The organism is bacterium (genome assembly GCA_028820935.1).
GTDB lineage: Bacteria > Actinomycetota > Acidimicrobiia > Spongiisociales > Spongiisociaceae > Spongiisocius.
On the sequence record JAPPHZ010000032.1, the window covers coordinates 1 to 21,364 of the forward strand.

The 21,364-nt window shown below is 66.6% G+C and carries 22 protein-coding genes, 4 tRNA genes and 1 other RNA gene; 17 read left to right on the top strand and 10 right to left on the bottom strand.

The window, feature by feature from the left end:
- The 5 genes from OXM57_09155 to OXM57_09175 form a co-directional block, all read left to right on the top strand.
- The coding region (locus tag OXM57_09155) for a transposase (protein MDE0352849.1) at nucleotides 1–252 on the top strand (252 nt) is incomplete at its 5' end.
- A 230-nt stretch (nucleotides 253–482) separates the two neighbouring features.
- Nucleotides 483–1,526 carry an IS110 family transposase gene (locus OXM57_09160; protein MDE0352850.1) on the top strand — a complete coding sequence of 348 codons (1,044 nt, stop codon included), beginning with the start codon at nucleotides 483–485 and terminating at the stop codon, nucleotides 1,524–1,526.
- Nucleotides 1,527–1,992: 466 nt separating this feature from the next.
- Complete coding sequence (locus tag OXM57_09165; GenBank protein ID MDE0352851.1) at nucleotides 1,993–2,439, top strand: IS1595 family transposase; 447 nt, start codon at nucleotides 1,993–1,995, stop codon at nucleotides 2,437–2,439.
- Between the two features lie 869 nt (nucleotides 2,440–3,308).
- Nucleotides 3,309–3,572 carry a hypothetical protein gene (locus OXM57_09170; GenBank protein MDE0352852.1) on the top strand — a complete coding sequence of 88 codons (264 nt, stop codon included), beginning with the start codon at nucleotides 3,309–3,311 and terminating at the stop codon, nucleotides 3,570–3,572.
- The gene (locus OXM57_09175) at nucleotides 3,562–4,038 is read left to right on the top strand and encodes a type II toxin-antitoxin system PemK/MazF family toxin (protein ID MDE0352853.1); all 477 of its coding nucleotides are present in this window, start codon (nucleotides 3,562–3,564) and stop codon (nucleotides 4,036–4,038) included. Before OXM57_09170 ends, OXM57_09175 begins: the two co-directional genes overlap by 11 nt.
- Before the next feature lie 422 nt (nucleotides 4,039–4,460).
- Here the strand turns inward: OXM57_09175 and OXM57_09180 are convergent.
- A tRNA-Ser gene (locus OXM57_09180) sits at nucleotides 4,461–4,549 on the bottom strand.
- Between the two features lie 111 nt (nucleotides 4,550–4,660).
- Here OXM57_09180 and OXM57_09185 point away from each other — a divergent pair.
- Nucleotides 4,661–5,071 carry a PPOX class F420-dependent oxidoreductase gene (locus tag OXM57_09185; protein ID MDE0352854.1) on the top strand — a complete coding sequence of 137 codons (411 nt, stop codon included), beginning with the start codon at nucleotides 4,661–4,663 and terminating at the stop codon, nucleotides 5,069–5,071.
- A gap of 80 nt (nucleotides 5,072–5,151) precedes the next feature.
- Complete coding sequence (locus OXM57_09190) at nucleotides 5,152–6,141, top strand: phytanoyl-CoA dioxygenase family protein (protein ID MDE0352855.1); 990 nt, start codon at nucleotides 5,152–5,154, stop codon at nucleotides 6,139–6,141.
- A 374-nt stretch (nucleotides 6,142–6,515) separates the two neighbouring features.
- On the opposite strand, the gene OXM57_09195 is transcribed toward OXM57_09190, so the two are convergent.
- The 3 genes from OXM57_09195 to ffs all read right to left on the bottom strand — a co-directional run bounded on the left by OXM57_09195 (nucleotide 6,516) and on the right by ffs (nucleotide 7,470).
- Nucleotides 6,516–6,605, bottom strand: a tRNA-Ser gene (locus OXM57_09195).
- A gap of 39 nt (nucleotides 6,606–6,644) precedes the next feature.
- A complete protein-coding gene (locus OXM57_09200) occupies nucleotides 6,645–7,142 on the bottom strand; it encodes a nucleoside deaminase (protein ID MDE0352856.1) in 498 nt (165 codons plus the stop codon).
- A gap of 58 nt (nucleotides 7,143–7,200) precedes the next feature.
- An RNA gene (ffs, locus tag OXM57_09205) (signal recognition particle sRNA large type) lies at nucleotides 7,201–7,470 on the bottom strand.
- A 66-nt stretch (nucleotides 7,471–7,536) separates the two neighbouring features.
- On the opposite strand from ffs, the gene OXM57_09210 reads away from it, so the two are divergent.
- Nucleotides 7,537–7,626 (top strand) — tRNA-Ser (locus tag OXM57_09210).
- A 375-nt stretch (nucleotides 7,627–8,001) separates the two neighbouring features.
- The gene (locus OXM57_09215) at nucleotides 8,002–8,265 is read left to right on the top strand and encodes a hypothetical protein (protein MDE0352857.1); all 264 of its coding nucleotides are present in this window, start codon (nucleotides 8,002–8,004) and stop codon (nucleotides 8,263–8,265) included.
- A 72-nt stretch (nucleotides 8,266–8,337) separates the two neighbouring features.
- On the opposite strand, the gene OXM57_09220 is transcribed toward OXM57_09215, so the two are convergent.
- The 4 genes from OXM57_09220 to OXM57_09235 form a co-directional block, all read right to left on the bottom strand.
- Nucleotides 8,338–8,967 carry a class I SAM-dependent methyltransferase gene (locus OXM57_09220; GenBank protein MDE0352858.1) on the bottom strand — a complete coding sequence of 210 codons (630 nt, stop codon included), beginning with the start codon at nucleotides 8,965–8,967 and terminating at the stop codon, nucleotides 8,338–8,340.
- A 16-nt stretch (nucleotides 8,968–8,983) separates the two neighbouring features.
- The gene (serS, locus tag OXM57_09225) at nucleotides 8,984–10,261 is read right to left on the bottom strand and encodes a serine--tRNA ligase (GenBank protein ID MDE0352859.1); all 1,278 of its coding nucleotides are present in this window, start codon (nucleotides 10,259–10,261) and stop codon (nucleotides 8,984–8,986) included.
- A gap of 151 nt (nucleotides 10,262–10,412) precedes the next feature.
- Entirely contained in the window at nucleotides 10,413–11,435 is a 1,023-nt protein-coding gene (locus OXM57_09230) for a hypothetical protein (GenBank protein ID MDE0352860.1), read from the bottom strand.
- A gap of 21 nt (nucleotides 11,436–11,456) precedes the next feature.
- Nucleotides 11,457–12,470, bottom strand: coding sequence for a molybdopterin-dependent oxidoreductase (locus OXM57_09235; GenBank protein MDE0352861.1), 1,014 nt, complete (start codon nucleotides 12,468–12,470; stop codon nucleotides 11,457–11,459).
- 105 nt (nucleotides 12,471–12,575) lie between these two features.
- On the opposite strand from OXM57_09235, the gene OXM57_09240 reads away from it, so the two are divergent.
- Together OXM57_09240 and OXM57_09245 are read left to right on the top strand one after the other, a co-directional pair.
- Nucleotides 12,576–12,660 (top strand) — tRNA-Leu (locus OXM57_09240).
- Between the two features lie 123 nt (nucleotides 12,661–12,783).
- A complete protein-coding gene (locus OXM57_09245; GenBank protein ID MDE0352862.1) occupies nucleotides 12,784–13,242 on the top strand; it encodes a VOC family protein in 459 nt (152 codons plus the stop codon).
- Between the two features lie 140 nt (nucleotides 13,243–13,382).
- Here OXM57_09245 and OXM57_09250 read toward each other — a convergent pair whose 3' ends face one another.
- A complete protein-coding gene (locus tag OXM57_09250) occupies nucleotides 13,383–14,804 on the bottom strand; it encodes a CCA tRNA nucleotidyltransferase (protein MDE0352863.1) in 1,422 nt (473 codons plus the stop codon).
- A 7-nt stretch (nucleotides 14,805–14,811) separates the two neighbouring features.
- The gene (locus tag OXM57_09255; protein MDE0352864.1) at nucleotides 14,812–15,828 is read right to left on the bottom strand and encodes a histone deacetylase; all 1,017 of its coding nucleotides are present in this window, start codon (nucleotides 15,826–15,828) and stop codon (nucleotides 14,812–14,814) included.
- A gap of 727 nt (nucleotides 15,829–16,555) precedes the next feature.
- Between OXM57_09255 and OXM57_09260 the strand changes: the two genes are divergently transcribed.
- The 6 genes from OXM57_09260 to trxA all read left to right on the top strand — a co-directional run bounded on the left by OXM57_09260 (nucleotide 16,556) and on the right by trxA (nucleotide 21,336).
- The gene (locus tag OXM57_09260; protein ID MDE0352865.1) at nucleotides 16,556–17,887 is read left to right on the top strand and encodes a protein kinase; all 1,332 of its coding nucleotides are present in this window, start codon (nucleotides 16,556–16,558) and stop codon (nucleotides 17,885–17,887) included.
- The gene (locus tag OXM57_09265) at nucleotides 17,884–18,474 is read left to right on the top strand and encodes a sigma-70 family RNA polymerase sigma factor (GenBank protein ID MDE0352866.1); all 591 of its coding nucleotides are present in this window, start codon (nucleotides 17,884–17,886) and stop codon (nucleotides 18,472–18,474) included. The genes OXM57_09260 and OXM57_09265 overlap by 4 nt, the downstream gene beginning before the upstream one ends.
- The gene (locus OXM57_09270) at nucleotides 18,471–19,565 is read left to right on the top strand and encodes a hypothetical protein (protein MDE0352867.1); all 1,095 of its coding nucleotides are present in this window, start codon (nucleotides 18,471–18,473) and stop codon (nucleotides 19,563–19,565) included. Before OXM57_09265 ends, OXM57_09270 begins: the two co-directional genes overlap by 4 nt.
- 119 nt (nucleotides 19,566–19,684) lie before the next feature.
- The gene (locus OXM57_09275) at nucleotides 19,685–19,990 is read left to right on the top strand and encodes a hypothetical protein (protein MDE0352868.1); all 306 of its coding nucleotides are present in this window, start codon (nucleotides 19,685–19,687) and stop codon (nucleotides 19,988–19,990) included.
- Nucleotides 19,987–20,907, top strand: a complete 921-nt coding sequence (gene trxB, locus OXM57_09280) for a thioredoxin-disulfide reductase (protein ID MDE0352869.1) — start codon at nucleotides 19,987–19,989, stop codon at nucleotides 20,905–20,907. The genes OXM57_09275 and trxB overlap by 4 nt, the downstream gene beginning before the upstream one ends.
- An 84-nt stretch (nucleotides 20,908–20,991) precedes the next feature.
- Nucleotides 20,992–21,336: a thioredoxin gene (gene trxA / locus OXM57_09285; GenBank protein MDE0352870.1), complete on the top strand. Its 345-nt coding sequence runs from the start codon at nucleotides 20,992–20,994 to the stop codon at nucleotides 21,334–21,336.
- The last annotated feature ends 28 nt before the right edge of the window (nucleotides 21,337–21,364 follow it).

A 21,364-nucleotide genomic window follows, 5' to 3' on the forward strand; every position in this document is an offset into this window, starting at 1 on the left:
GACTCCACGAAACTGGGTATCCATCAGAGCCTCCGAAAAACCCGGAACGGTTCACTCGCACGGTTCGCCGACCTATACGACACCGGCCAAATCCCCGAATACCACGACGTGGTGGACAAGATCATCGCCTGGGGCCAAGAAATCTTGGCCTACCACCCCAGCCGACGAGCGACCAACGGACCACTCGAGGGCATCAACAACCTCCTCCAGGTGCTACGACGCGTCGCTCACGGGTTCACCATGCGTGTTTAGATGCGGGTGGTAGGTCCCTGGTGGGGATGGCTCCGCTCACCTTGCCCTTGCCGTTTTGGCGGCTGGTGGCTTCTTAGTTGATTGCCTCCCCACCGGGACTTGCGGCTTGGTGTGTGTCGCTTTATAGGAGCCTGGAGAGGCCACCCATGGTTCTTCCCCAACGCATGGTTGCGCAGCACCGAGCCGACCTACTGGTCGATACCAGCTCTGTAGGAGAGGATAGAAGGATCATGGTGGTTGTAGGGATCGACTCGCATAAGGACACTCTGGCGGGTTGCGCCATCGACGAGGTAGGCCGCCCCCTGGATTACCGGAGCTTCGCCAACACGGCGGCCGGTCACGCCCAGGCGCTGGGTTGGGTTTGCCGACTCGGTGCCGGACGGGTAGCTGTGGAGGGTTCCGGTGGCTACGGGCGGCCGCTGGCTCTGGTACTGGTCGGCGCCGACATCGAGGTTGTGGACGTTCCACCCCAGATGACGGCCCGGGCCCGCAGGGGACAGCGCAGCCGTCACAAGTCCGACCCAGGGGATGCTGTGCTGATAGCGAGGGTCGGAGCGAGAGAGGATGACCTCCCCCGACCGAGACCTAATGGTGTGATCGAAGACCTGCGCAGCCTGGTCCTATACCGCCATGAACAGGTCTTGGCGCTCAACCGCGAAGCCAACCGCCTCCATGCTGACCTGACCCAGATCCGGCCCGGCTACAAACAGAAGATCCGAGGTCGTCTGACGCGGCCCAGCGCTCTCAGCCGGGTCGTGCGCCTGGTTTCGGCCGACCGCAGCGTACGGGCTGACATAGCACGGCGGCGGGTACGCACCACCCAGAGGCTGCTAAAACACATCGCCGAACTCGATGACCAGATTGGCCAGCTGCTCCACGCGGCGGGAGGCGCCGTCCTCACCGACATCTACGGGATAGGAACACAGAGCGCTGCTGAAATACTGGCCCAGGTCGGTGACCCCACACGATATCCGACCAAGGCCCGATTCGCCATGGCGAACGGCACCGCCCCCCTCCAAGCCTCGTCCGGGCGGGTAGTCCGCCACCGGCTCAACCGGGGAGGAAACCGCCGGCTGAACCGGACCATCCACATCGCGGCCATAACCCAGATACGGCGACCAGGAACCGAAGGCCGCCTCTACTACGAACGGCTCCAGGCCCGAGGCAAAACCAAAACAGAAGCCATCCGCATCCTCAAACGCCGCATCTCCGACCGGATATGGACCCACCTCCAACACTTATCCACACCTCCCACAGCCCCCAACTTGACATAGAGCTCAACTACGACAACTACGCCGCCCGCGGACTACTTGTAACATGACCCCGACACCGGCGCCAGAACACCCAAACCCACGAAACCGCGCAGCCTCGGTTTCTTCTCACCCACCAGGTGGGCCGGGGCCGGATACCTCAGGGGAAGCCCAGCGCCGGATAATCGACTAACGGGCTAGCCCGGGTACCCCGGCCCCGGATGGTAACCTGCCCCTCCCGCGTTCCCCACCAGGTTGGTGCCGACCAACTCCGTCTCCAACTCGGCGATCCGCCGACGTGCAGCCTCCGCAGTTCCTCCTTCTCCGAAGAACTCAGGCCAGGCTGCAAGGCCTCAGTCAACAGGCGTCCTAACGACACCAGTTATAGATCCGTCTGATCTGACACACCTAGATCAGCACACAGAGACGCCACCGACCTTCCAGCAGCCAACAAGTCCAGAATCCTTCGGCGGAACTCGGGCGGGTATCGATGTGGCACCAGACCTCCTTCACGGGTCGCCGCATCCGCGAGGCGATCGCCATCAACGCCGCAGGCCTCGTGCTGGACGGCACTGTGGAAGTGGACGAGACCTACATCGGCGGCAAGGAGCGCAACAAGCACGAGCCCAACAAGCTCAGGGCCGGACATGGCACGGTCGGTAAGGCCGCAGTGGTGGGCGCTCGGTCACGGGACGGTAAGGTGACCGCCCGAGTGGTGAACGTTACCGACAGGCCCACCCTCCACGGCTTCATCCACAACCACATAACCGCCGGATCGATCGTCTACACGGACGGAGCGGAAGCGTACCGGGGCCTCGGCCACGAGGCCGTCGAACACTCGGTCGGCGAATACGTGCGCGGCGAGGTTCACACCAACGGAATGGAGAGCTTCTGGTCGGCCCTGAAGCGCGGCTACTACGGCACTACCACAAGATGAGCTACAAGCACCTTCGCCGCTACGTCACCGAGCTCGCCGCCCGCCACTTCGACCCCCTCGACCAGATGACCGCACTCGCCAATGGCATGGAAGGCAAGTGGCTTCGCTACTAAGAACTGACCTCTGACCCCCAGGTCTGCGGGCCGAGACCGGCTACTCTGTAGCCCCGCACGCGTCAGAACCCGGCGGGAACGGGGCTCTCGTCTAATCCTCTGAGAAGGGAAGTGCACTCGTGGCTATCAGACCGCGGCGGCGTGCGCTCACCACCAACCGGCAATCTATCTACCGGCAACTTCGAGCCGACGTTCTCCTACGGGCCGAAGAGGAACACGGATCCGACGTTTACCTAACCGACGAAGCAGAACGGACGCTCCGCAGTATCGCCACTCGACTAGAACGGCTACAGCGCGGGCTTACGCTTCGCATCTAGGTTCTGTGTGGTTGATCGTCGGGCTATCCGTCGGTGTGCTTGGGCGAACATAGACCGAGCCAGATCCTTCGCCAATCTCGGCGGCGGAGGGGCCTTCTACGCTTGGTTCCTTCGATTGCGGGTCGATTACGGCCCTCCTTCCCGCGTCAGATCGCCGCGTGGCCTGTAGGGTTTCGTACTTGATCGGTGAGCCAAATAGTATTCTCTATAGGCAGCACGGCAGAGGTCACAACGGCACCCGTCCCCGTAGTATGCCGCAGTGGTGCCATGAGCAATAGGTCTACTAGCACCAGCAGCAACGCACGCTTCGCAACGACAACCGGCCCTGAAGGTTCGGTAATGACCGTGGCCCACCTCACCCACCCACCGAGCTAATCTACGGCGGCGCTTGTAGAGGGTTTGGGGGTATAGCGCGTCCTGAGGCGTGTAGGCTACTTGGATGGCGCTTTCGCAGACGACATCCAGGACGACTACTTTGCGGATTTCGACCGAGTTGAGGGACCAGATATCCCGTTTGGCCGAGCATCGGGGCACGACGATGGTCGATGTCGTGACCGACGCGGTGCAGCGGCTCGGCCGAGACGAATGGTGGCTGTCGGTTCGCGGCGCGCTCGACGGCCTCGCTGAAGCTGACGCGGTTTCGTACCGGGAAGAGAGCCGCAGGCTGGAGGCGGCGGCCGCGGACGGCCTTGATGGCCGGTGAGGTTCGCCCGCACCGCGGCGAGGTGTGGCTCGTCGATTTCGGCGGCGACCCTCGGGGTCCGGAACAGGCATTCCGTCGCCCGGCGCTTGTCGTGTCCGATGACCGCCTCCACCATCCGAACCTAAGGATGGTGATAGTGGTTCCCGGAACGTCCACGGTCCGCGGGATCCCGCTGCATGTGGTGGTCTCACCCGACCGCGGCAGCGGTCTGGTCACCGACACGGCGTTTCAGGTGGAGCAGGTGCGGGCAGTGTCAACCGGCCGGCTCGTAGACCGGCTCGGCCGGATCGACGCGCCGGCTCTCCATGCCCTTGGTGAGGGTGCTGCGCAGCACCCTCAGCCTCTAACCCCGGCTGTGAACCACCACCGGCCCGAGTATGAGCGATTCTCGATGATCGTCAACAACGGTGCTGACCATGAGTTGGTGTGTTCGCTTGAGGTCCTGCCAAAGACCGGGGGCTGCTGATGTGCGCATGCCTCATGCCGCATCGAAGTGTCCGCCCGAGTTCAGTCGCGAGGTTTATGGATTCGTTGGCTGCTGTCAGGTCGGTGGCGTCTCTGTCCTCTGATCTCGGTGCGTCGACCAGACCATCTATAGGTGCGGCGACGGCTGTCGACCAAGGTGTCGAGGCGGGTCTCACGTCTTGGTAGAAGGAGTGGCCGATAGCCGTTGGTCGCCGAATAGTCGAGTCGGGGAACCCAGCTGGCCGTGACCTGACGAGCCAACGGGCAGCCGGAGACCCCAGACGACGGCGAACCACACTGGTGGATACCCCCAGCGGACCAGCTAGAACACAACTTCGCCCACACAGCAACATCCGAGTACACGCAAAGTGATAACCAAAATACATAAGTAGCTATCTACCAGGTATAATACAACAATCTAGGCGGAGGGAGTGGGATTCGAACCCACGAGACCCGTCGCCGGGCCCATCGGTTTTCAAGACCGACGCCTTCGTCCGCTCGGCCATCCCTCCGTGCCATATCGTAGGTTCCTCGGCCCGCCTTCTGACGCATGGCTCGTTCTGCGCTGTCGACATCCGAGCGGCGATCACTAACCCCCGGCGGAAGGTAGTGTCGCGGGGCGTATGGACATCGACCAGGCACTTGAATTCGTCGCCGCGAACCACCGCGGCATCCTGCTCACCTATCGGTCGGACGGCGGACCGCAGATGTCACCGATCGTGGCCGGAGTCGACTCCGGCGGCCATGTGGCCGTATCGAGCCGGGAAACCGCCTACAAGGTGAAGAACCTGAGACGGGATCCGAGGGCTTCGGTGTGCATGTTCACCGATGGCTTCTACGGTGAGTGGGTTCAGGTCGACGGGATGGCCGAGATCGTCAGCCTGCCCGAGGCGATGGATGCCCTGATCGACTACTACCGGCGGCTCTCGGGCGAGCACCCCGACTGGGACGAATACCGCGCCGCCATGCGCGAGGAGCGCCGCGTCCTCATCCGGATATCCCCCGAGCGAGCCGGTCCGACCAGGTTCGGCTAGCCGACCGGGCCTGAATTCCCGCCCGCCCGGCCCGCGGGGTGTATAGCCTGGCAGTTCAACACTGCGCGCGGAGGTGACGGGTGTCGGGCCTCACGGTCGAGCAACTCGAGCAGTTCGACCAAGACGGGTACCTCGTGGTCGAGGGCGTCCTCGGCGAGGCGGACTTGGCGGCGATCGAGCAGGAGTACCGGGAGATACTCGACCGGGTGACCGCCGGCCTCGTGTCCCAGGGACGGATCCCGCCGCCGAGGGGAACGAACTTCTCCGAGCGCTACATCGAGGCGATTCGCCACATCGACGACATGTACACGCTCTACCAGCACCTCGACATCTGCCTACCGATGGTCAAGGATCTCGACCACAGCCACACCATGAACACCGGACCGGCGGTGTTCGGCCTCCTCACCAACCGGCACCTGCTCGACATCGCGGAGTCGGTCATCGGACCCGAGATCTACTCCAACCCGGTCCAGCACACCCGGATCAAACCGCCCGCCCGCTATTTGCCCGACGCCGTCACCGACTCCAACATCGCCGCCACGACGTGGCACCAGGACAACGGGGTGATCAACCCCGAGGCCGACGACACCGACATGCTCACCGTCTGGGTGGCCGTCACCGACGCCACCGTCGAGAACGGGTGCCTGATCGTGGAGCGCGGCAGCCACCGGGAGGAGCTGACCATGCACTGCCCCGGAACGGCCGCCTCCGCCACCACATACATTCCCGAGGCGATCATCGACCGGGACCGGGTGGTCCCCCTGGAGGTGGGAGCGGGAGGGGTGGTGCTGCTCCACAAGCTGACCGAGCACGCCTCGCTGGAGAACCACAGCGAGGACATTCGCTGGAGCTTCGACCTCCGCTACCAGCCGATCGGCCAACCCACCGGCCGGGCGGTCTTCCCCGGCTTCATCGCCCGTAGCCAAGCTCACCCCGAACAAGCCCTAACCGACCCCGGCGAGTGGGCGAACCTGTGGTGGCAGGCCCGGGACCGCATCGTCAGCGGGGAGGTCCCGTGGCAGTTCAACACCAGGTGGAACGCCAACGCCCGCCTGCCGATCTGCGCCTGAGTCGGATATCGCCCTGAGACTCGTTCTCTGGAGTTCCCGATTCCAAGCGCCCTTGGAACACCCGTGAATGCTCGACGCCCCTAGCCCTGAGGGCAAATGGAGCGCCCGCTATGCAGGTCGCTACGTAGCCCCGCCGGCGCCTGTGGCAATGCCTGATCTATCGCCAGCGTAGACATTATCTATCGCCAGCGTAGACATTATCTATCGCCAGCGTAGACATTCATCTACTCTAAAATCGTTAGAGTAGAGATGAGTAGGCCCTTGCACGACTTGTGCGAGCCGTCTTGGCTGTTTGGTATCGTGTGCAGCGAAAACCCCGGTCTGGTGGCTTCGGCCACCCCCGGGGTTAAGCAATTGGCGGTGGCGCCGTTAGGCGGAGGGGGTGGGATTCGAACCCACGAGGGGGAGTAACCCCCTACGGCATTTCGAGTGCCGCGCACTAGGCCAGACTATGCGACCCCTCCGGAGGGCCTCGGATTGTACCCGCCGACCGACGTTGCTCCCTAGCCCGGCCTGGCCTGATCCGGAGCCGGATGTTCGTCGTCTCCGCCCGCGGCATCCGGGGACCGCGACCGTAGCTGTTCGAAGAAGCCGGCCAGGATGGAGGCGCACTCCTCCTCCAGGACGCCTGCCACCAGATCCATCCGGTGGTTCAACCGCCGGTCCTGGGGGATGTTGTAGAGGCTCCAGGCCGCTCCCGCCTTGAGGTCGGCGGCTCCGTAGACGATCCGCTCCAGCCGGGCCGCGACTGCAGCCCCGGCACACATGGCGCAGGGCTCGAGCGTGACCACCAGCGTGTGCCCGTCCAGCCGCCACCTCCCGGCTCTGCGGGCCGCGGCCGAAAGCACCAGCACTTCGGCGTGGGCGGTGGGATCCTGAAGTTCCTCGCGACGGTTGTGGTCCGCTGCCGCCGGCTGCCCATCCGGGTCCACCAGCACCGCACCCACCGGTACGTCACCGTGGGCAGGGGCCCGAGCGGCCTCGGCCAGAGCCGCCTCCATCCAAGTAATCCAGGAAGACATACACCAACCCCGTCGAAGGCACGCGAAGGACAAAGAGCCGTGCAGCCCGCCGTCGAATGCGGATCCCGAGGCCCCGACCGGTCGCCGGCTCCAGCCCGGCACCCCCACGGCACCCGGAACCACCCGCTTAGGGCTGCTTCCTCCCGGACCTGACCCGGTTCACGAAGGTTCCGCTGCGTAGGACCCGACTTTCGACACCACGTGCCGACCGGCAGCCTCGCCATCTCAACACCCTTCGACGGGCATTCCGCCCCGCGTGTAGAGGGTTTCGGGCTACAGGACACCCCTAGCGTCCCGCGTAGCACGGCGTCCGGCGAGTCTAGCCCTGGCCGTCATGTCCTCGACACGCCGACCTCTAGAATCAGTCGGCCCGGGAGGGATCGCATAGTCTGGCCTAGTGCGCACGCCTGGAAAGCGTGTTGGCGCATACCGCGCCTCGTGGGTTCGAATCCCACTCCCTCCGCAACCTTCGGCGCATCATGGTGCGGCTGCAATGACGTCGGAGTCCCCTCTTCTTGATAGGTGCCAAGGCTCTCAGCCGTCGGCGCGAACGGCTGTCAACATATATTGACGACAAGGCGGTATCCGGATAGGATTGGCACCGTGGACATCGAAGCGAGCGCCCGCAAGCACGGTGTCCCGGATGAGGAAATGTTGCATGCACTACGAACATTCACTGGCGAGCATACGAAACCGACGACCCTGCGGTGACGATGTTCATAGGTCCTTCTACCACGGCAGAACCGTTGGAGGTCGGCGTCGTCGCGGATGACGCAGGGACAGCGATCATCCACGCCATGAGCGCTCGCAGAAAGTTCTTGAAGGGTTGGTGGATCGAATGAGCAGGACAAGGGCCGAACAGGCAAAGGCGCTGGAAAAGTGGGCTGATCGTGTTGACGCATCAGAACTCAGGCAGGCCGACACCGAGACGCTGCGGGAGATCGCCGCGCTTGCCAAGCGTCGCGCCGAGGTGAACGAAGATCTGACCGCAGCAATCCGCTCGGCCAGGCGTGCTCATCGCAGTTGGTCAGAGATCGGGGCGATGCTCGGTGTTTCCAAGCAAGCCGCTCACCGTAAGTACGCCCCGCGGATCTCGACATAGCGCCCGGAGTTAACGGCAACTGGCGATAGGCGGGCCGGTCGTGCCCGCAAGCGCATTGTGCGTGAGGCGGGGCTACTTGGTGAGGATTACGCCGTAGACGTTGCCGAGGGGGCCCATCCGCCACATCCGGTCGACCTGGAGCGGCGTGTCGGCGAAGAGTTGCTCGGGCGGGGGGAGCTTGTCCAGCGAGTGGTGGAGGTACCGGTACTCGTCGACGGCATCGATCAGGGCACCGGCCAGCGGGACCACGATGGCCGTGCCGGCCCGATGAATTGACGCGGCCATCTTTCCCTTGGGCCGGGTGAGGCCCACCACCCCGGCCGATCCGCCCGGACGGAGCACTCGGGCGATCTCGCCCAGGGTGGTCTCCACCGAGTCCAGGTTCCGGAAGACGAACGCCGAGAACACCGCATCGAAGGAGCCGTCCCGGAACGGCAGGCTTTCCCCCTTGCCCATCACCCGTGCCGCGGTGGGGTTGAGGTCCAGCATCTGCGATACCGGATCGAGCGCCACCACCTGCCGGCTGCCGAACAGGCGCACGGCCGCCCCGGTGCCGGCGCCGAGATCCAGCAGCCTTCCCCGGGGCAGGCGCTCGATCACCGACCGGCGCCAGGCCTGGTCCCGCCCTACGGCCAGCAGCCGGTTGATCAGGTCGTAGCGGCGGGCGATCCTGGCGAAGATCGCATCCGTCGGCCGCTCCACCGGCGCGCCCGGAGGCTCAGCCGATGCGGTCGAATCCGGCGTATGCACGTAGGGAGTCCGGCACCGTCACAGAGCCGTCCGCCTGCTGGTGGTTCTCCATCAGGGCGATCAGCAGCCGGCCCACGGCCACCGCCGTCCCGTTCAGCGTATGCACCAACCGGTTACCGCGATCGGTCCGGTACCGGATCCGCATCCTCCGGCTCTGGAAGTCGGTCGTGTTGGAGCAGGACGTGATCTCGCGGTAGCGCCCCTGGGAGGGGATCCAGGCCTCGATGTCGTACTTCTTGGCGGCCGATGAACCAAGGTCTCCAGCCGCCACGTTCACCACCCGGTAGGGGATCTCGAGGCTCTGGACGATCTCCTCCTCGATGCCCAGCAACATCTCGTGCTCGTCCCAGGAGCGCTCCGGATGGCAGAACGAGAACATCTCCACCTTGTCGAACTGGTGTACCCGGAAGATGCCCGCCGTGTCCTTGCCGTGCGCCCCCGCCTCCCGGCGGAAGCAGCTGGAGAAGCCGGCGTAACGGAGCGGCAGGGTGTCCTCGTCGAGCACCTCGCCGGCGTGATAGGCGGCCAGGGACACCTCGGAGGTACCGACCAGGTAGAGGTTGTCGGAGCGCAGTCCGTCGCCGGCATCCACACCCACTTCGTAGACCTGCTGGTCGTCATCCGGGAAGAACCCGGTACCGAAAAGCGCCTCCTCGCGGACCAGCACCGGCGGGACCACCGGGGTGAATCCCTTGCCGCCCAGCAACTCGAGCGCCATCCGCACCAGCGCGAACTCGAGTATCACCGCCGGCCCGGTCAGGTACCCGAAGCGGCTGCCGGACACCTTGGCGGCCCGCTCGATGTCGATCATCCCCAACGCTGCGCCAAGCTCCCGGTGGTCCCTGACAGGGAAGTCGAAGTTCGGAGCCGTCCCCCACCGCTTGATCTCGACCGCGTCCTCCTCGACCAACCCGTCCGCGGCCGACGGATGGGCGGGGTTGGGAACCCTGATCCAGAGCGCCCTGAATTGCTCGTCCAGGTCATCGGCCTCGGCCAGGGTGGCGCGGTACTTCGCCGCCAACTCACCGGCCTTGGCGATGGCCTCTTGCCTGGCCTCGCCCTCCAGTCGGGGGATGCCGCGGCTGAGGCGCTTCTGCTCGGCCCGCATCGACTCGGCCTTCGCTCGGGTCATCCGCCGGTCCTGGTCGATCTGCGCCATCAGGTCGACATCCAGATCCAGGCCGCGGCGGGCGAGAGATGCCTTGAGGGCGTCCGGCTGCTCGCGCAGCAGCGTTATGTCGATCATCCCGTGATGATATCCCGAACCTAGTTGGTAGTTGCTAGTTGCTAGTTGGTAGTTAGTAGTTTTAAATATATGTTGGACTATATGACCGCTGACCATTGACTACCGCCTGCCGACTGAGACCGGGGACGCGGCCCCGGCCCGAACCGGTCGACTATCCGAGCGGATTGATCCGGATGCGCGACTCCCACACGTTGTCCGCGGGGTTGAGATCGTCCTCGACCACAGTCAGTTTGAAGGTCAGCAGGTACTCGGCGCCCGGCTCCACCAACTCGGTCCCGAACAGCACCGACCCGACCTCTCCGGGCGCCAGGTCCAGCGCGTGGCTGTCGACGGTGGTCAGCGACTCCCCGGCCTCCGAGCGAATACTGGCGTTGACGATCAGCCCCTTCTGGTCCACGTTGCCCCTGTTGCCGATCACCGTGCTGAACTGCAGGCGTTCGGTGGCCGGGAACAGGATCTCCCCGTCCTCCCCCAATCCGCCGGCCGGTAGCGGCTCGAACACCACCTGGAGGATGGTCACGTCCCGGCGCACCCCCATGTCGGTGCTGCTCCGGATCGTCCGCGCCAGCCTCTCCCCGTTCAGCAGCGGCCTCTGATCGACGATGAAGGAGACGGCCGGGATCTCGTTGACCACGCCCAGCTCGTCCAGCATGCCGGCCGCCCGAGCCAGGAACCGGGCGTACACGAGATCTCCTACCCGGATCCGGCCTATGGCGCCGCCCAGCTGGTCCACCGGCACCGAACCGGTGGGGTCATCGGTGACCGCGGTGACGGCCACCCGGAACTCGACCAGGCCCGCCGCCCACGAGGCGAACGCCAGGTCGAGCATCTCCCGGGCCGCGAAGACCGACTCGGGCGCCTCCACCGTCTGGAACCTCTCCGCCTGGTTCGCCATCTCCCCGGAGAGCCGGTCCATCAGCACGTCGAAGTCGTCCCGGTTGATGGTCCGCAGCTCGGTGCTCACCAGGCGCCGGAAGCCAGCCGCTATCTGCTCCACCTCCTGGGTGGCGATCCGGGCACTGTCGAAGAAGGCGGTCTCTTGGCGGACTACCACGCCCCGGCTATTGACCAGGACCGCTCCCCCGATGAGGATCAGGAGTATCAGCGCCATCCACCACCAGATCCTGCGGCGCCGCCGGCCGAAGCGGTCCGGCAGCCGATACGGGCTGGTCACGATCCCGGCTTCGTCATCGGGTCAGGTGAGCGGGAACGGAGGTTGGAACCAGGCCGGAACATCGGAAACCGTCACCGAGTCCACCCATTTGACCCACCAGAAGCCGCGCCGGTCCGGGGCCACGATCCGGGCCGGGTAGCCGTGGCCCGCGCTCAGGGGTTGGCCGCCCACCTCGAACGCCAGCCAGATGCTGTCCGCGTCCCTGGCCGGAAAGCGGCGCTCGTATCCGGTGACCGAACGCACGCGGATGCTCACCCCGTCCACCTCTCCGAGAAGCCGATCCAGCCGGACGCCCGTCCACTGCTGGGTCGAATGCCATCCGCCGGTGCAGTCGAGGGTAGCTTCCACCGTCTCCATCGGTAGGGAACTCAGGTCGTCCGGTCCCAACACCCGGCCGCCCACGTCGGCCTGCAGCCGGTCGAGCCGCTGCACCTTGTCGGTGAACCACTGCGTCACGGGCATCCGGGCCGGGTTCCCGCTACCCCGCTCGTGCGACCCGGTGAACCTCCTCTCGGAACCCGGCAGGTCGAGAACGCCCAGGGTGCTCTCCCATCCGGCCAGCGCTATCCCGGCACCTGCGGCCAGGCCGCCGGTTCTCAGCAGGTTCCGCCGGCTCAGGTCCGTGGTGCGCGGCCGGACGGGATGCCGGACGTAGTGCCAACCCACCAGCAGCACCGAGAGAACGGCCGCTCCTATGTGGAGCTGCATGGTGGCGAGCGGGCCGATCCGCGAGGTCGTGCCCATCACCTGGAGCAGGCCGGAACCGATGGTGATCACCACCGTCACCACCAGGGCCACCGACCAGATCGCTCCCTTGCGACGCCTCCGGAACCCGGATCGAGCGATCCCCGACTTCCATGGCACCAGCAGCAGGAAGGACAACCCGAGCACGCCGTGGGCAATCGTCGCGACCCGGGACCACTCCGTGCCGAATCCCTGCGCAAAGAGCCCCGAGGCGATCGCTCCTATCAGGAGAGTGGCCAGGGCCAGATTGGTATAGCGCTTCAGCGTCGCCTCCGAGCCGGATCCGTGCACAGCCTATGAAGGTGCCCGCGGCAACGGGGTCCATCCGATGCCGGTCGCTCCCCGGCGTCTCCGGCGAGTTACGTACATCTGCCGGGGTAAACTGTCCGGCACGCCGGGCGAGTGGCGGAATTGGTAGACGCGCTGGGTTCAGGACCCAGTGGGCATTGCGCTCGTGGAGGTTCGAGTCCTCTCTCGCCCACCGGTGGAGCGGCTCCATGGACTCCCTCCCGTCGGTCCGAATCCCCGACACTCTCTCCGCCCTTCATAGAGGCGCCGAAGCGCTGGCGGCCCGGTAGCAGGCTCGCACTAATCTCAAACGTCCATGAGTCATCGTCCGCCCAGGACCACCCCTATCAAGAACGTCACCGTCGACGCGGCCGATCCCAACCGGCTGGCCGAGTTCTGGGCCTTTGCGCTGGGATACGTTCTCCAGCCCCCGCCAGAAGGCTTCGAGACTTGGGAGGCCTTCGCCGACGCCATGAACCTGTCCACCGAAGACCGGGAGCGATACTCAGCGGTCATCGACCCTCACGGGATCGGATCCCGCATCCTGTTCCAGAAGGTGCCGGAGGGAAAGGCCGGCAAGAACCGCTGGCACCTGGACATCGACGTTGTGGACCCATCCCTTCCCGAGGGCCGGCACGACGACGACCGGGAAGCCAAGATCGCGGCCCTGGTGGAGAGAGGCGCCACCGAGATAGAGCGTTTCGACGAGCCGGTGGGGAGGTGGGTGTTGATGACCGACCCCGAGGACAACGAGTTCTGCGTCCTGGGCCCCTGAGCAGACTTAGGCAAACCTAGGGGTTCTTCACCAGCCACAGGGCAACCGTGTCACCGGTGCTCCAGCCCATGTCTTGGTCGCCCCAGTGCCAGGATCCTCCGTTCGCTCAGGCCCACCGGCTATGCACCGGGAAGCCGAGGTTAGGAGCGTTCCGAGGCGGCCTCGGGCCGTTCTCCCGGGTCGGGTAGTCCCTGTTCGATGGCCCACCGTCTCACGTCACCGAAGGCCTCGGCCCGGTCGTAGGGACCGTGGTCGATCCGCTTCTCGAGCAGGACCTTCAGCACCGCTCCAACTGTCGGGCCGGGGCCGATGCCCAGGTACTCCATGACGTCGAATCCATCGAGGGGTGGCCGGAGGGCGTCCAGTTCCTCCTTGGCGCGAAGGGCCTCGATCCGCTCCTCCAGCTCGTCGATTTGCCGCTGGATCCGGCGGGCCCGGCGGTCGCTACGGGTGGTGACATCGCACCGTGCCAGCTGGTTGAGCCGGGGCAGCAGCTCGCCCGCGTCCCGCACGTAGCGGCGCACCGCCGAATCGGTCCAACCCATCTTGAAGGTATGGGCCCGCATGTGGAGGAACACGAGCTCGGCCACGTCGTTGACGATCTCGTTCGGGTAGCGCAGCTTCCGCAGGCGGCGGCGGGTCATCCGGGCGCCCACCACCTCGTGGTGGTGGAAGGTCACCCTGGGACCCTCGAAGCGGCGGGTGGAGGGCTTCCCTACGTCGTGGAACAGGGCGGCCAGCCGGAGGATGAGGTCGGGTTCCGTCTTGGCCATCACCGCCAGGGAATGGGCCAGCACGTCCTTGTGGCGGTGGTCCGGGTCCTCGGTCATCGCCAGCGCCGGAACCTCGGGAACGAACTCGGCCGCCAGCCCGGACTCGACCATCACCGACACGGCGGGCGCCGCGCCGTCGGCCACCACCAGCTTGGAGAACTCGTCCCGGATCCGCTCCGCACTGATCGTCTGGAGGCGCTCCCGGAGGCGCTCCACCGCCTCGAGCTCCGGCCGGTCGGGATAGAAGCCCAACTGCGCCATGAACCGGAACAGCCGGACCATCCGGAGCGGATCGTCCGAGAACGAGACGTCGGGACCGCTCGGCGTGCGCAATGTCCGGGTGGCCAGGTCGGCCACACCGTTGAACGGGTCCACGAGGGACGGGGTGTCGAGTCCGAGCTGCAGGGCGATGGCGTTGACCGTGAAATCCCTCCGCCCCAGGTCGCCCTCGATCGAGTCGCCGAAGATGACCTCCGGATGGCGGCTTTCAGGCCGGTAGGTCTCGGCGCGGAAGGTAGTTATCTCGCACCGCACCCCGCTGCGGATCAGGCCGATCGTCCCGAACCGCTCGCCCACGGTGAACAGCTGATCCGCCCAGTTCCTGAGGAGCGGCTTCATCTGGTGGGGCCGGGCGCTGGTGGCGAAGTCGAGATCGGTCGACTTCCGGCCCAGCAGGGCATCGCGCACCGAGCCGCCCACGAGGTGGATCTCGTGGCCGGCGGCGGTGAAGAGATCGGCCAGCTCGCGGCTGATGCCGCTGTTAAGCCAGTTCAGGCGCTCGGGAACCATGGTCGGATCAGCCGAGGTCCCACACCTTGGCAGCCTCCGCCCTCACCGCATCCAGGGTTGCGAAGGCGAGCTCGGAGGAGCGGAAGCGGTGCTCCTCGTCGGGGACGACCATGCCGGCCGCGCCCGCCAGGGTGGCGCTGACCGAGGCCGTGATGGCGTCCAGGTCGTACCCGCCCTCCAGGAAGCAGATGGTGCGGCCCGGAGGGGTCAGCGCGGCGAGGGAGCGGGACATGAAGGCATAGTCGGACGGGAGGAGCCGCAGGCTCGCCAGGGGATCGGCCGCGTGGGCGTCGTAGCCGGTGCTCACCAGCAGCCAGTCGGGGCCGAACTGCGAGATCACCGGCAGGATCAACTCCTCGAAGGCCCGGCGGTAGAGGTCGCCGGCGGTTCCGGGCGGCAGGGGCAGGTCCAGGATGGTGGCGGCGCCCCGGTGGGCGGTCATGTCGACGATGCCCCCGGTACCCGGATAGAACGGATACTGGTGCGTCGAGATGTACAGGACGTTCTCTTCGTGCTCGAACATCTCCTCGGTGCCGTTGCCGTGATGGACGTCCCAGTCCATGATCGCCACCCTGCAGCCCCGCTCCACCAGCATGGCGGCCGTGACCGCCGCGCTGTTGAACAGGCAGAACCCCATCGCCGTGGCCGAGCGGGCGTGGTGGCCCGGCGGCCGCACCGCCAGAAAGGCCAGGTCAGCCTCCTCCTCTTCCAGTCGCCGGACCGCCAAGGGGCCCGCTCCGGCAGCCCGGACGGCGGCTTCCCACGAGGCCGGAACCGCCGCCGTATCCGAATCGAACCGACCGCCTCCCGAGGCACAGACCTGTTCGATGTAGTCGACATAGCCGGGGGCATGCACCAGCTCCAGCAACCTCCGGTCGATCTCGGGGGCCAACTCCTCGACCAGCTCGACCGGCGCAGCCCGCACCCCGCGCAGGGCCGCGCCCAGGCGGGCCGGCCGCTCGGGATGGCCCCGCCCGGCATCGTGCTCCTCGAAAACCGGGTGGGAAACAGCCAGCACTCTCATAGTCAGCCAGGCTACCCCGGTACCGGGCGCCGTCGGCCCCAAGACCCGCGAGGTCGCCGCCCGCGACAATCTCAGGACAGGGCACCGTGGGTGACGCCCTGAACCTCAGGAACAGAACACCAAACATGACGCCCTCCGCCTCAAGAACCCCCACCACCACAAACCTCAGGAACAGAACACCATATATGACGCCCTGAACCTGAGGAACAGGGCACCATATCTGACGCCCTCTGCCCAAAGTACGCCCAGGCACCGGAAATCGCGAGAATCCGGTGCCCCGCACCGGGCCCCTCCCCCGCCACCACCCATCCTGTTGGAGCGTGGTCGGCCATGCCCGGCTGGATGCCGGGTGTCGGCTGTTCGCTCCATAAGCCTTGATGTTCCCTCGGACCGGCCGGGCCGATCGGACCAGTGCCATCGGCCGGTATAGGTGCTTGGCGATAGGCAACGTATATCGGATCTGTGACGTTTTCAACCCTTCTTTGGAAGAACGCGAAAAGTTCTTTCCACGTCCCGGTGCAGCGCCGGGCCGGCGGCCGGTCCTGGCGGACGGCCATCCCCGTCCTTTCGTGAACGGTCCGGTTGGTAGATTCGGGGCTGATCGCCCGCAGGCTGGAGGCGGCAGGATGAAAGGCTCACCCTTCCCGGGAAGCGGCAACGGGCGCTTCGCCTCGCCGAACCGATGCCCTACCGTCCTCCGTCCCGTTTACGGCCCTGATCGCTAGCCATGTCTCCGCCGATACCGCGCCGCTACCGGCTGGAGGTGCGCCTCGGGCGCGACGAGGACGTCGAGGAGTGGTTCGCCACCGATCTCGAGTTGGACCGCCCGGTACTGATTCGAGTGATCGGTCCCGAGGCGACCAGGGCGAGAGGCCGGTCGTTCCTGGCCGCCGTCCAGCGTGCCTCCCGCGCCAGCCATACGCATGTGGCCGCGGTGTTCGCGGCCGACAAGGTGCCTGGGTCCACCTATGCGGTCACCGAGTGGGTGGGCGGCACCACGCTGGCCGACCGGGCGGGCGCCGGCGACGGGCCGCCCCTCGCCGAGCTGCTCACCAACGCCTGCGGTCTAGCCGAAGGCCTCTCCGTGCTCCATGGCGCAGGCGTGACCCACGGAGCCATCGACGCCGGGGCGATCCTGTATTCACGAGGGCAGCCGGCCAAGCTGGGCGGCTTCGGTCGGCTACCGCGAGGCACCTCCCCCGAGGACGATGTCCGGGCGCTGGCCGGCACGCTGGAAACAGCCCTCACCGGCCAGCCCCCGGGGGCCATGGCGCCCTCGGAGCTCATCCACTCGCTGTCACCGAGCATCGACGACATCCTCCGCTCCGCCCGCGCCGACGAGATCGATGCCCGGCAACTGGCCGACCGGCTGCGGGCGGTCCCCTACTCCCCTCCCGTCTCGGCCTCCTTCCGGTGGTCCTGGCGCCGCCTGCTTCCGGCTGCCCTGCTCGCACTCGCCGCCGCGGTGCTGGTATGGGCCGGTAGCGCGGTGGACACCAGCCCGACGCCCCCCTTGCAGGTGGCCGCGCTCCCATTGCCCACCCTGGCTGTCCCGCCGGATGAGGAGAGCCCGCCCGCGCCGGCCTCGTCCCCCGGGGAGGAGGCGCCCGAGCAGGTGGTGCCCGCGAACGAGCCGGTGGTCCTGCTGCAGGTGCTCGACTTCGATCCGCTGGGGGACGGCGAGGAGCATCCCGGCCGGCTGACCTTGCTGACCGACGGGGATCCCAACACCGAGTGGCGCACCGAACGCTATTTCGACCCCTTACCTCTGCTGAAGGAGGGGGTGGGCGTAGCCTTCGAGGTGAGCGGTTCGCCGGCACTCCTCGAACTGACGGGGCTGTCCGAGGGCACCGCCTTCCGTCTCATGTGGGCCGAGTCCCTCCTCGGCGTAGACGACCCGGGCTGGGAGGTCATCGCCGAGCAACAGGCCGGCGCCGCCACCGTCCGGCTACCGCTGCCCGAACTTCGCAGCGGGGTCTGGCTGCTCTGGCTGACCGACCTGCCTCCCGAGGGAGACGGATACCGCACCCGGCTGGCCGAAGTGAGTTTTCACAGTTGAGCAGGCGCCACGACTCCGCTACCGCCGACGACTCCGTCCTGATCCGGCGGTATCTGGCCGGAGACGGCCGGGCGTTCGATCAGCTCATGGCCGCTCACGAGGGCCGGGTGTTCGCCATCAGCCTCCGTATCCTGCGGGATCGGGAGGAGGCTCTGGATGCAACTCAGGAGACCTTCATCACGGTGCTCCGCAAGGCCGGCTCCTTCGAGGGACGATCGGCCTTCTCGACCTGGCTGTACCGGGTGGCGGTGAACACCTGCTACACCATGCTCCGCAAGAAGGGCCGGCGACCCACCGCGCCGCTGCCCGACGCCCATGACCCTCCCGACCTGTCGGCAACCGACCGCTTCCGCTCCGCCGAGCTCCGGCCGATGCTCGAGGACGCCCTGGCTACCCTGCCCGAAGAGTTCGGACCGGCGGTGCTGCTCAGCGATCTGGAAGGCCTACCCCTGCAGAGCGTGGCCGAGATCCTCGAGATCCCGCTAGGTACCGTGAAGTCCCGCGTTTTCCGGGGCCGGAAGCTGCTGGCCGAACATCTCGGGAACCTTATGGCCGCCTCCGGGTATCCCAAAGAGGACGAGCAATGAGTGACGAGCGCATCCCCATCGACCAGCTGCTCGATCTGGTGGAAGGCAGGCTTCCCGAGGACGAGGCTGCCCGGCTCGAAGCCACCCTCGACGAGGCTGACCGCCGGGAACTGGCCGTCCAGGCCGCCGTCCGGACGGTGCTGGGAGAACTCCCGGGCCCGGAGCTCTCCGACGATGAGCGCCGGCGGCTACGGGCAGCCGTGCGAGCTGAACTCCGCGTCGAGGAGGCCCGGCCGGAGCCGTCCACGGGCCGGCAGGGGCGGCGGTCCTGGCTGGCTCGCGTCATCCCGTCCGCTGCCGCGGCCGCCACGGTGGTGGCCGTGATCGCGGTCGCCATCAACCTGGTCGGTGGCACCGATTCCTTCCAGGAGGCCTCCCTGACGGAGGCCGCCCCGTCCGCTACCGGCGAGGATGCCCCGTCCGCTACGGCCGCCCCAGCCACCACGGCCGCCGCGGCTCCGGCGGTGGCTGCGGAGGCTGCGGAGGACTCTGCAGATCCGGTCGCCATGGTCGAGCAGACGATGGTGGAGCGGGCTGTCGAAGCGGAGATGGCCGAGGCCGCCGCCGACGAAGCCGCCGAAGCCGAGCCGATGATGGAGGAGGCCATGGCCGAGGCTCCGGCAGCGGAGATGGATGCCGAGGCCCTCGCCGAAGCCGACGAGGCCGCCCTGGTGGCCGTCGAAGCCGCCGCCGCCGAGGCCGCCGAAGCCGCCGCCGAGGCGTCGGAGGCCGCACGCCTCGGGCCCGGCTACGTGGCGTTCGAGGTTGCGACCGACCGGCCCGAGGAGGCCCGCGCCATGCTGGAGATGGTGGAGGAGCTGATCGCGGTCAGCGAAGCGGCGCCCGTGCCCGTCGCGGAACTTGCCGACCGGGCCGGAGAGGAGGATCTGGTCTGCTGGCAGGGAGCGGCGGATCTGGCGGGGGCCGGCGGGGTGATCCTCTGGATGGCCCCCGGGCTCGTGGACGGCGTGGCGGGCGAGGCCTACCTGGTCGTACCTGGCCCGGAGGACCGGCCGGGGACCGGAGTGCTCGCGCTCTTCGTCTACCCGGACTGCCGCGCCGTGGCGCTCCGGGCGGTTTCTGGTCGATAGTTGTTAGTTGCCAGTTTCTAGTTGATAGTTGTCGGTGTCAGTGTAGGTATCTGGTCCACCGGCCTTGGCTTGGAATTGCCCGTCTAGCCCTGGCTACTCGTGGGGCTAACCTGCCCCGTGTGAAGGAGAGCTACGCCGCTCGCTTTGCCGACCTGCTGGAAGGGATCGCCGCCAGAGTCCGTTCGCTGACAGTGGACCGGCTCGACCGCGGGATCACCCTGACCGCCTTCGGCATGGCCGCCGCGGTGCTCGTCGTGGCAGCGCTCGTTCTGCTCGGCGTCGCCCTCTTCCGCCTGCTGGCGATCGCCACCGGCGCCACCGGCGCCTATGCCGCCTTCGGGGGATTATTTCTGGTCGCCGGATGGTTGTCATGGCGGAAGGGAAGGCAAGTACCCGAGGAACCGCCACCTGGAGAGAGTGAATGACCCAGAACCTGGTCATCATCGGATCGGGCCCCGCCGGCCTCACCGCAGCCCTCTACGCGGCGCGGGCGGACCTATCCCCGCTGGTCTTCGAAGGGAGCGCGGCGGGTGGGCAGCTGATGATCACCACCGACGTGGAGAACTACCCGGGATTCCCCGACGGAATCATGGGTCCCGAGCTCATGGAACGCTTCCGCAAGCAGGCCGCGCGCTTCGGCGCCACCCTGATCACCTCCGACGTCACATCGGTCGACTTCTCCCGGCAGCCGTTCGAGGTCGGGGTGGGATCGGACCGTCACCCGGCCCGGGCGGTGATCATCGCCACGGGCGCCACCGCCCGCTTTCTCGGGGTGCCCGGCGAGGAGGCGCTGATCGGCCGTGGCGTATCCGCCTGCGCCACCTGTGACGGCTTCTTCTTCCGGGACAAGGACCTGGTGGTGGTGGGCGGCGGTGACTCTGCGATGGAGGAAGCCCTCTTCCTGACCAAGTTCGCCTCGAGCGTGACCATCGTGCATCGCCGGGACCGGTTCCGGGCCTCCCGGATCATGGCCGGCCGTGCACTGGCCAACGAGAAGATCGACGTCCTGTGGAACACCACCGTGGAGGAGGTCCTGGGCGAGTCGACGGTGACCGGCGTGACGCTGCGGGACGTCATCAGCGGGGAGACCCGTAAGCACCCCATCGAGGGGGTGTTCATCGCCATCGGCCACGTTCCCAACACCGAGCTGTTCCGCGGCCAGATCGACCTGGACGACCAGGGCTACATCCTGCTGCCGGGTCGCAGCACCATGACGAACGTGGAGGGTGTGTTCGCCTCCGGCGACGTGGTGGATAAGGTGTACCGCCAAGCCGTGACCGCCGCCGGGACAGGCTGTGCTGCGGCGATCGACGCGGAGCGCTGGCTCGAGGCCGGGGAATGAGCCCACAGCAGCCAGGACCGTAACTGTGTTTAATGCTAGTAACGTCTGTAGCGCGGTAATCTACAGTAAGTTCAGGCGCCATATATCCGAAGGAGGATCCAGGACATGGCTGATGTCGTAACACTTACCGACGCCGAGTTCGCGCAGGCCGTCGCCGGCGACAAGCCGGTGCTGGTCGACTTCTGGGCGGAGTGGTGCGGTCCGTGCCGCCTGGTAGCACCCCTGCTGGCGGAGATCGCCGCCGACTACGGCGACCGCATCACCATCGCCAAGCTCAATATCGACGAGAACCAGCAGACCCCGTTCCAGTACCAGGTGATGAGCATTCCCACCATGGTGGTGTTCCAGAACGGCGTGGAGAAGAAGCGCATCGTGGGCGCCCGGCCCAAGGCTGCCATCCTCTCCGAACTCGGGGAGTGGGTTAATTAGTTGCTAGTTGCTAGTTGCTTATACTGAT

What these genes read in the sequence shown, in the direction of transcription:
- OXM57_09245 (MDE0352862.1), top strand. Translation starts at nt 12,784, where the DNA reads ATGAGTCATCGTCCGCCCAGGACCACCCCTATCAAGAACGTCACCGTC.
- OXM57_09215 (MDE0352857.1), top strand. Translation starts at nt 8,002, where the DNA reads ATGAGCAGGACAAGGGCCGAACAGGCAAAGGCGCTGGAAAAGTGGGCT.
- serS (MDE0352859.1), bottom strand. Translation starts at nt 10,261, where the DNA reads ATGATCGACATAACGCTGCTGCGCGAGCAGCCGGACGCCCTCAAGGCA.
- OXM57_09260 (MDE0352865.1), top strand. Translation starts at nt 16,556, where the DNA reads ATGTCTCCGCCGATACCGCGCCGCTACCGGCTGGAGGTGCGCCTCGGG.
- OXM57_09250 (MDE0352863.1), bottom strand. Translation starts at nt 14,804, where the DNA reads ATGGTTCCCGAGCGCCTGAACTGGCTTAACAGCGGCATCAGCCGCGAG.
- OXM57_09270 (MDE0352867.1), top strand. Translation starts at nt 18,471, where the DNA reads ATGAGTGACGAGCGCATCCCCATCGACCAGCTGCTCGATCTGGTGGAA.
- OXM57_09165 (MDE0352851.1), top strand. Translation starts at nt 1,993, where the DNA reads ATGTGGCACCAGACCTCCTTCACGGGTCGCCGCATCCGCGAGGCGATC.
- OXM57_09185 (MDE0352854.1), top strand. Translation starts at nt 4,661, where the DNA reads ATGGACATCGACCAGGCACTTGAATTCGTCGCCGCGAACCACCGCGGC.
- OXM57_09170 (MDE0352852.1), top strand. Translation starts at nt 3,309, where the DNA reads ATGGCGCTTTCGCAGACGACATCCAGGACGACTACTTTGCGGATTTCG.
- trxB (MDE0352869.1), top strand. Translation starts at nt 19,987, where the DNA reads ATGACCCAGAACCTGGTCATCATCGGATCGGGCCCCGCCGGCCTCACC.
- OXM57_09255 (MDE0352864.1), bottom strand. Translation starts at nt 15,828, where the DNA reads ATGAGAGTGCTGGCTGTTTCCCACCCGGTTTTCGAGGAGCACGATGCC.
- OXM57_09160 (MDE0352850.1), top strand. Translation starts at nt 483, where the DNA reads ATGGTGGTTGTAGGGATCGACTCGCATAAGGACACTCTGGCGGGTTGC.
- OXM57_09200 (MDE0352856.1), bottom strand. Translation starts at nt 7,142, where the DNA reads ATGGAGGCGGCTCTGGCCGAGGCCGCTCGGGCCCCTGCCCACGGTGAC.
- OXM57_09175 (MDE0352853.1), top strand. Translation starts at nt 3,562, where the DNA reads ATGGCCGGTGAGGTTCGCCCGCACCGCGGCGAGGTGTGGCTCGTCGAT.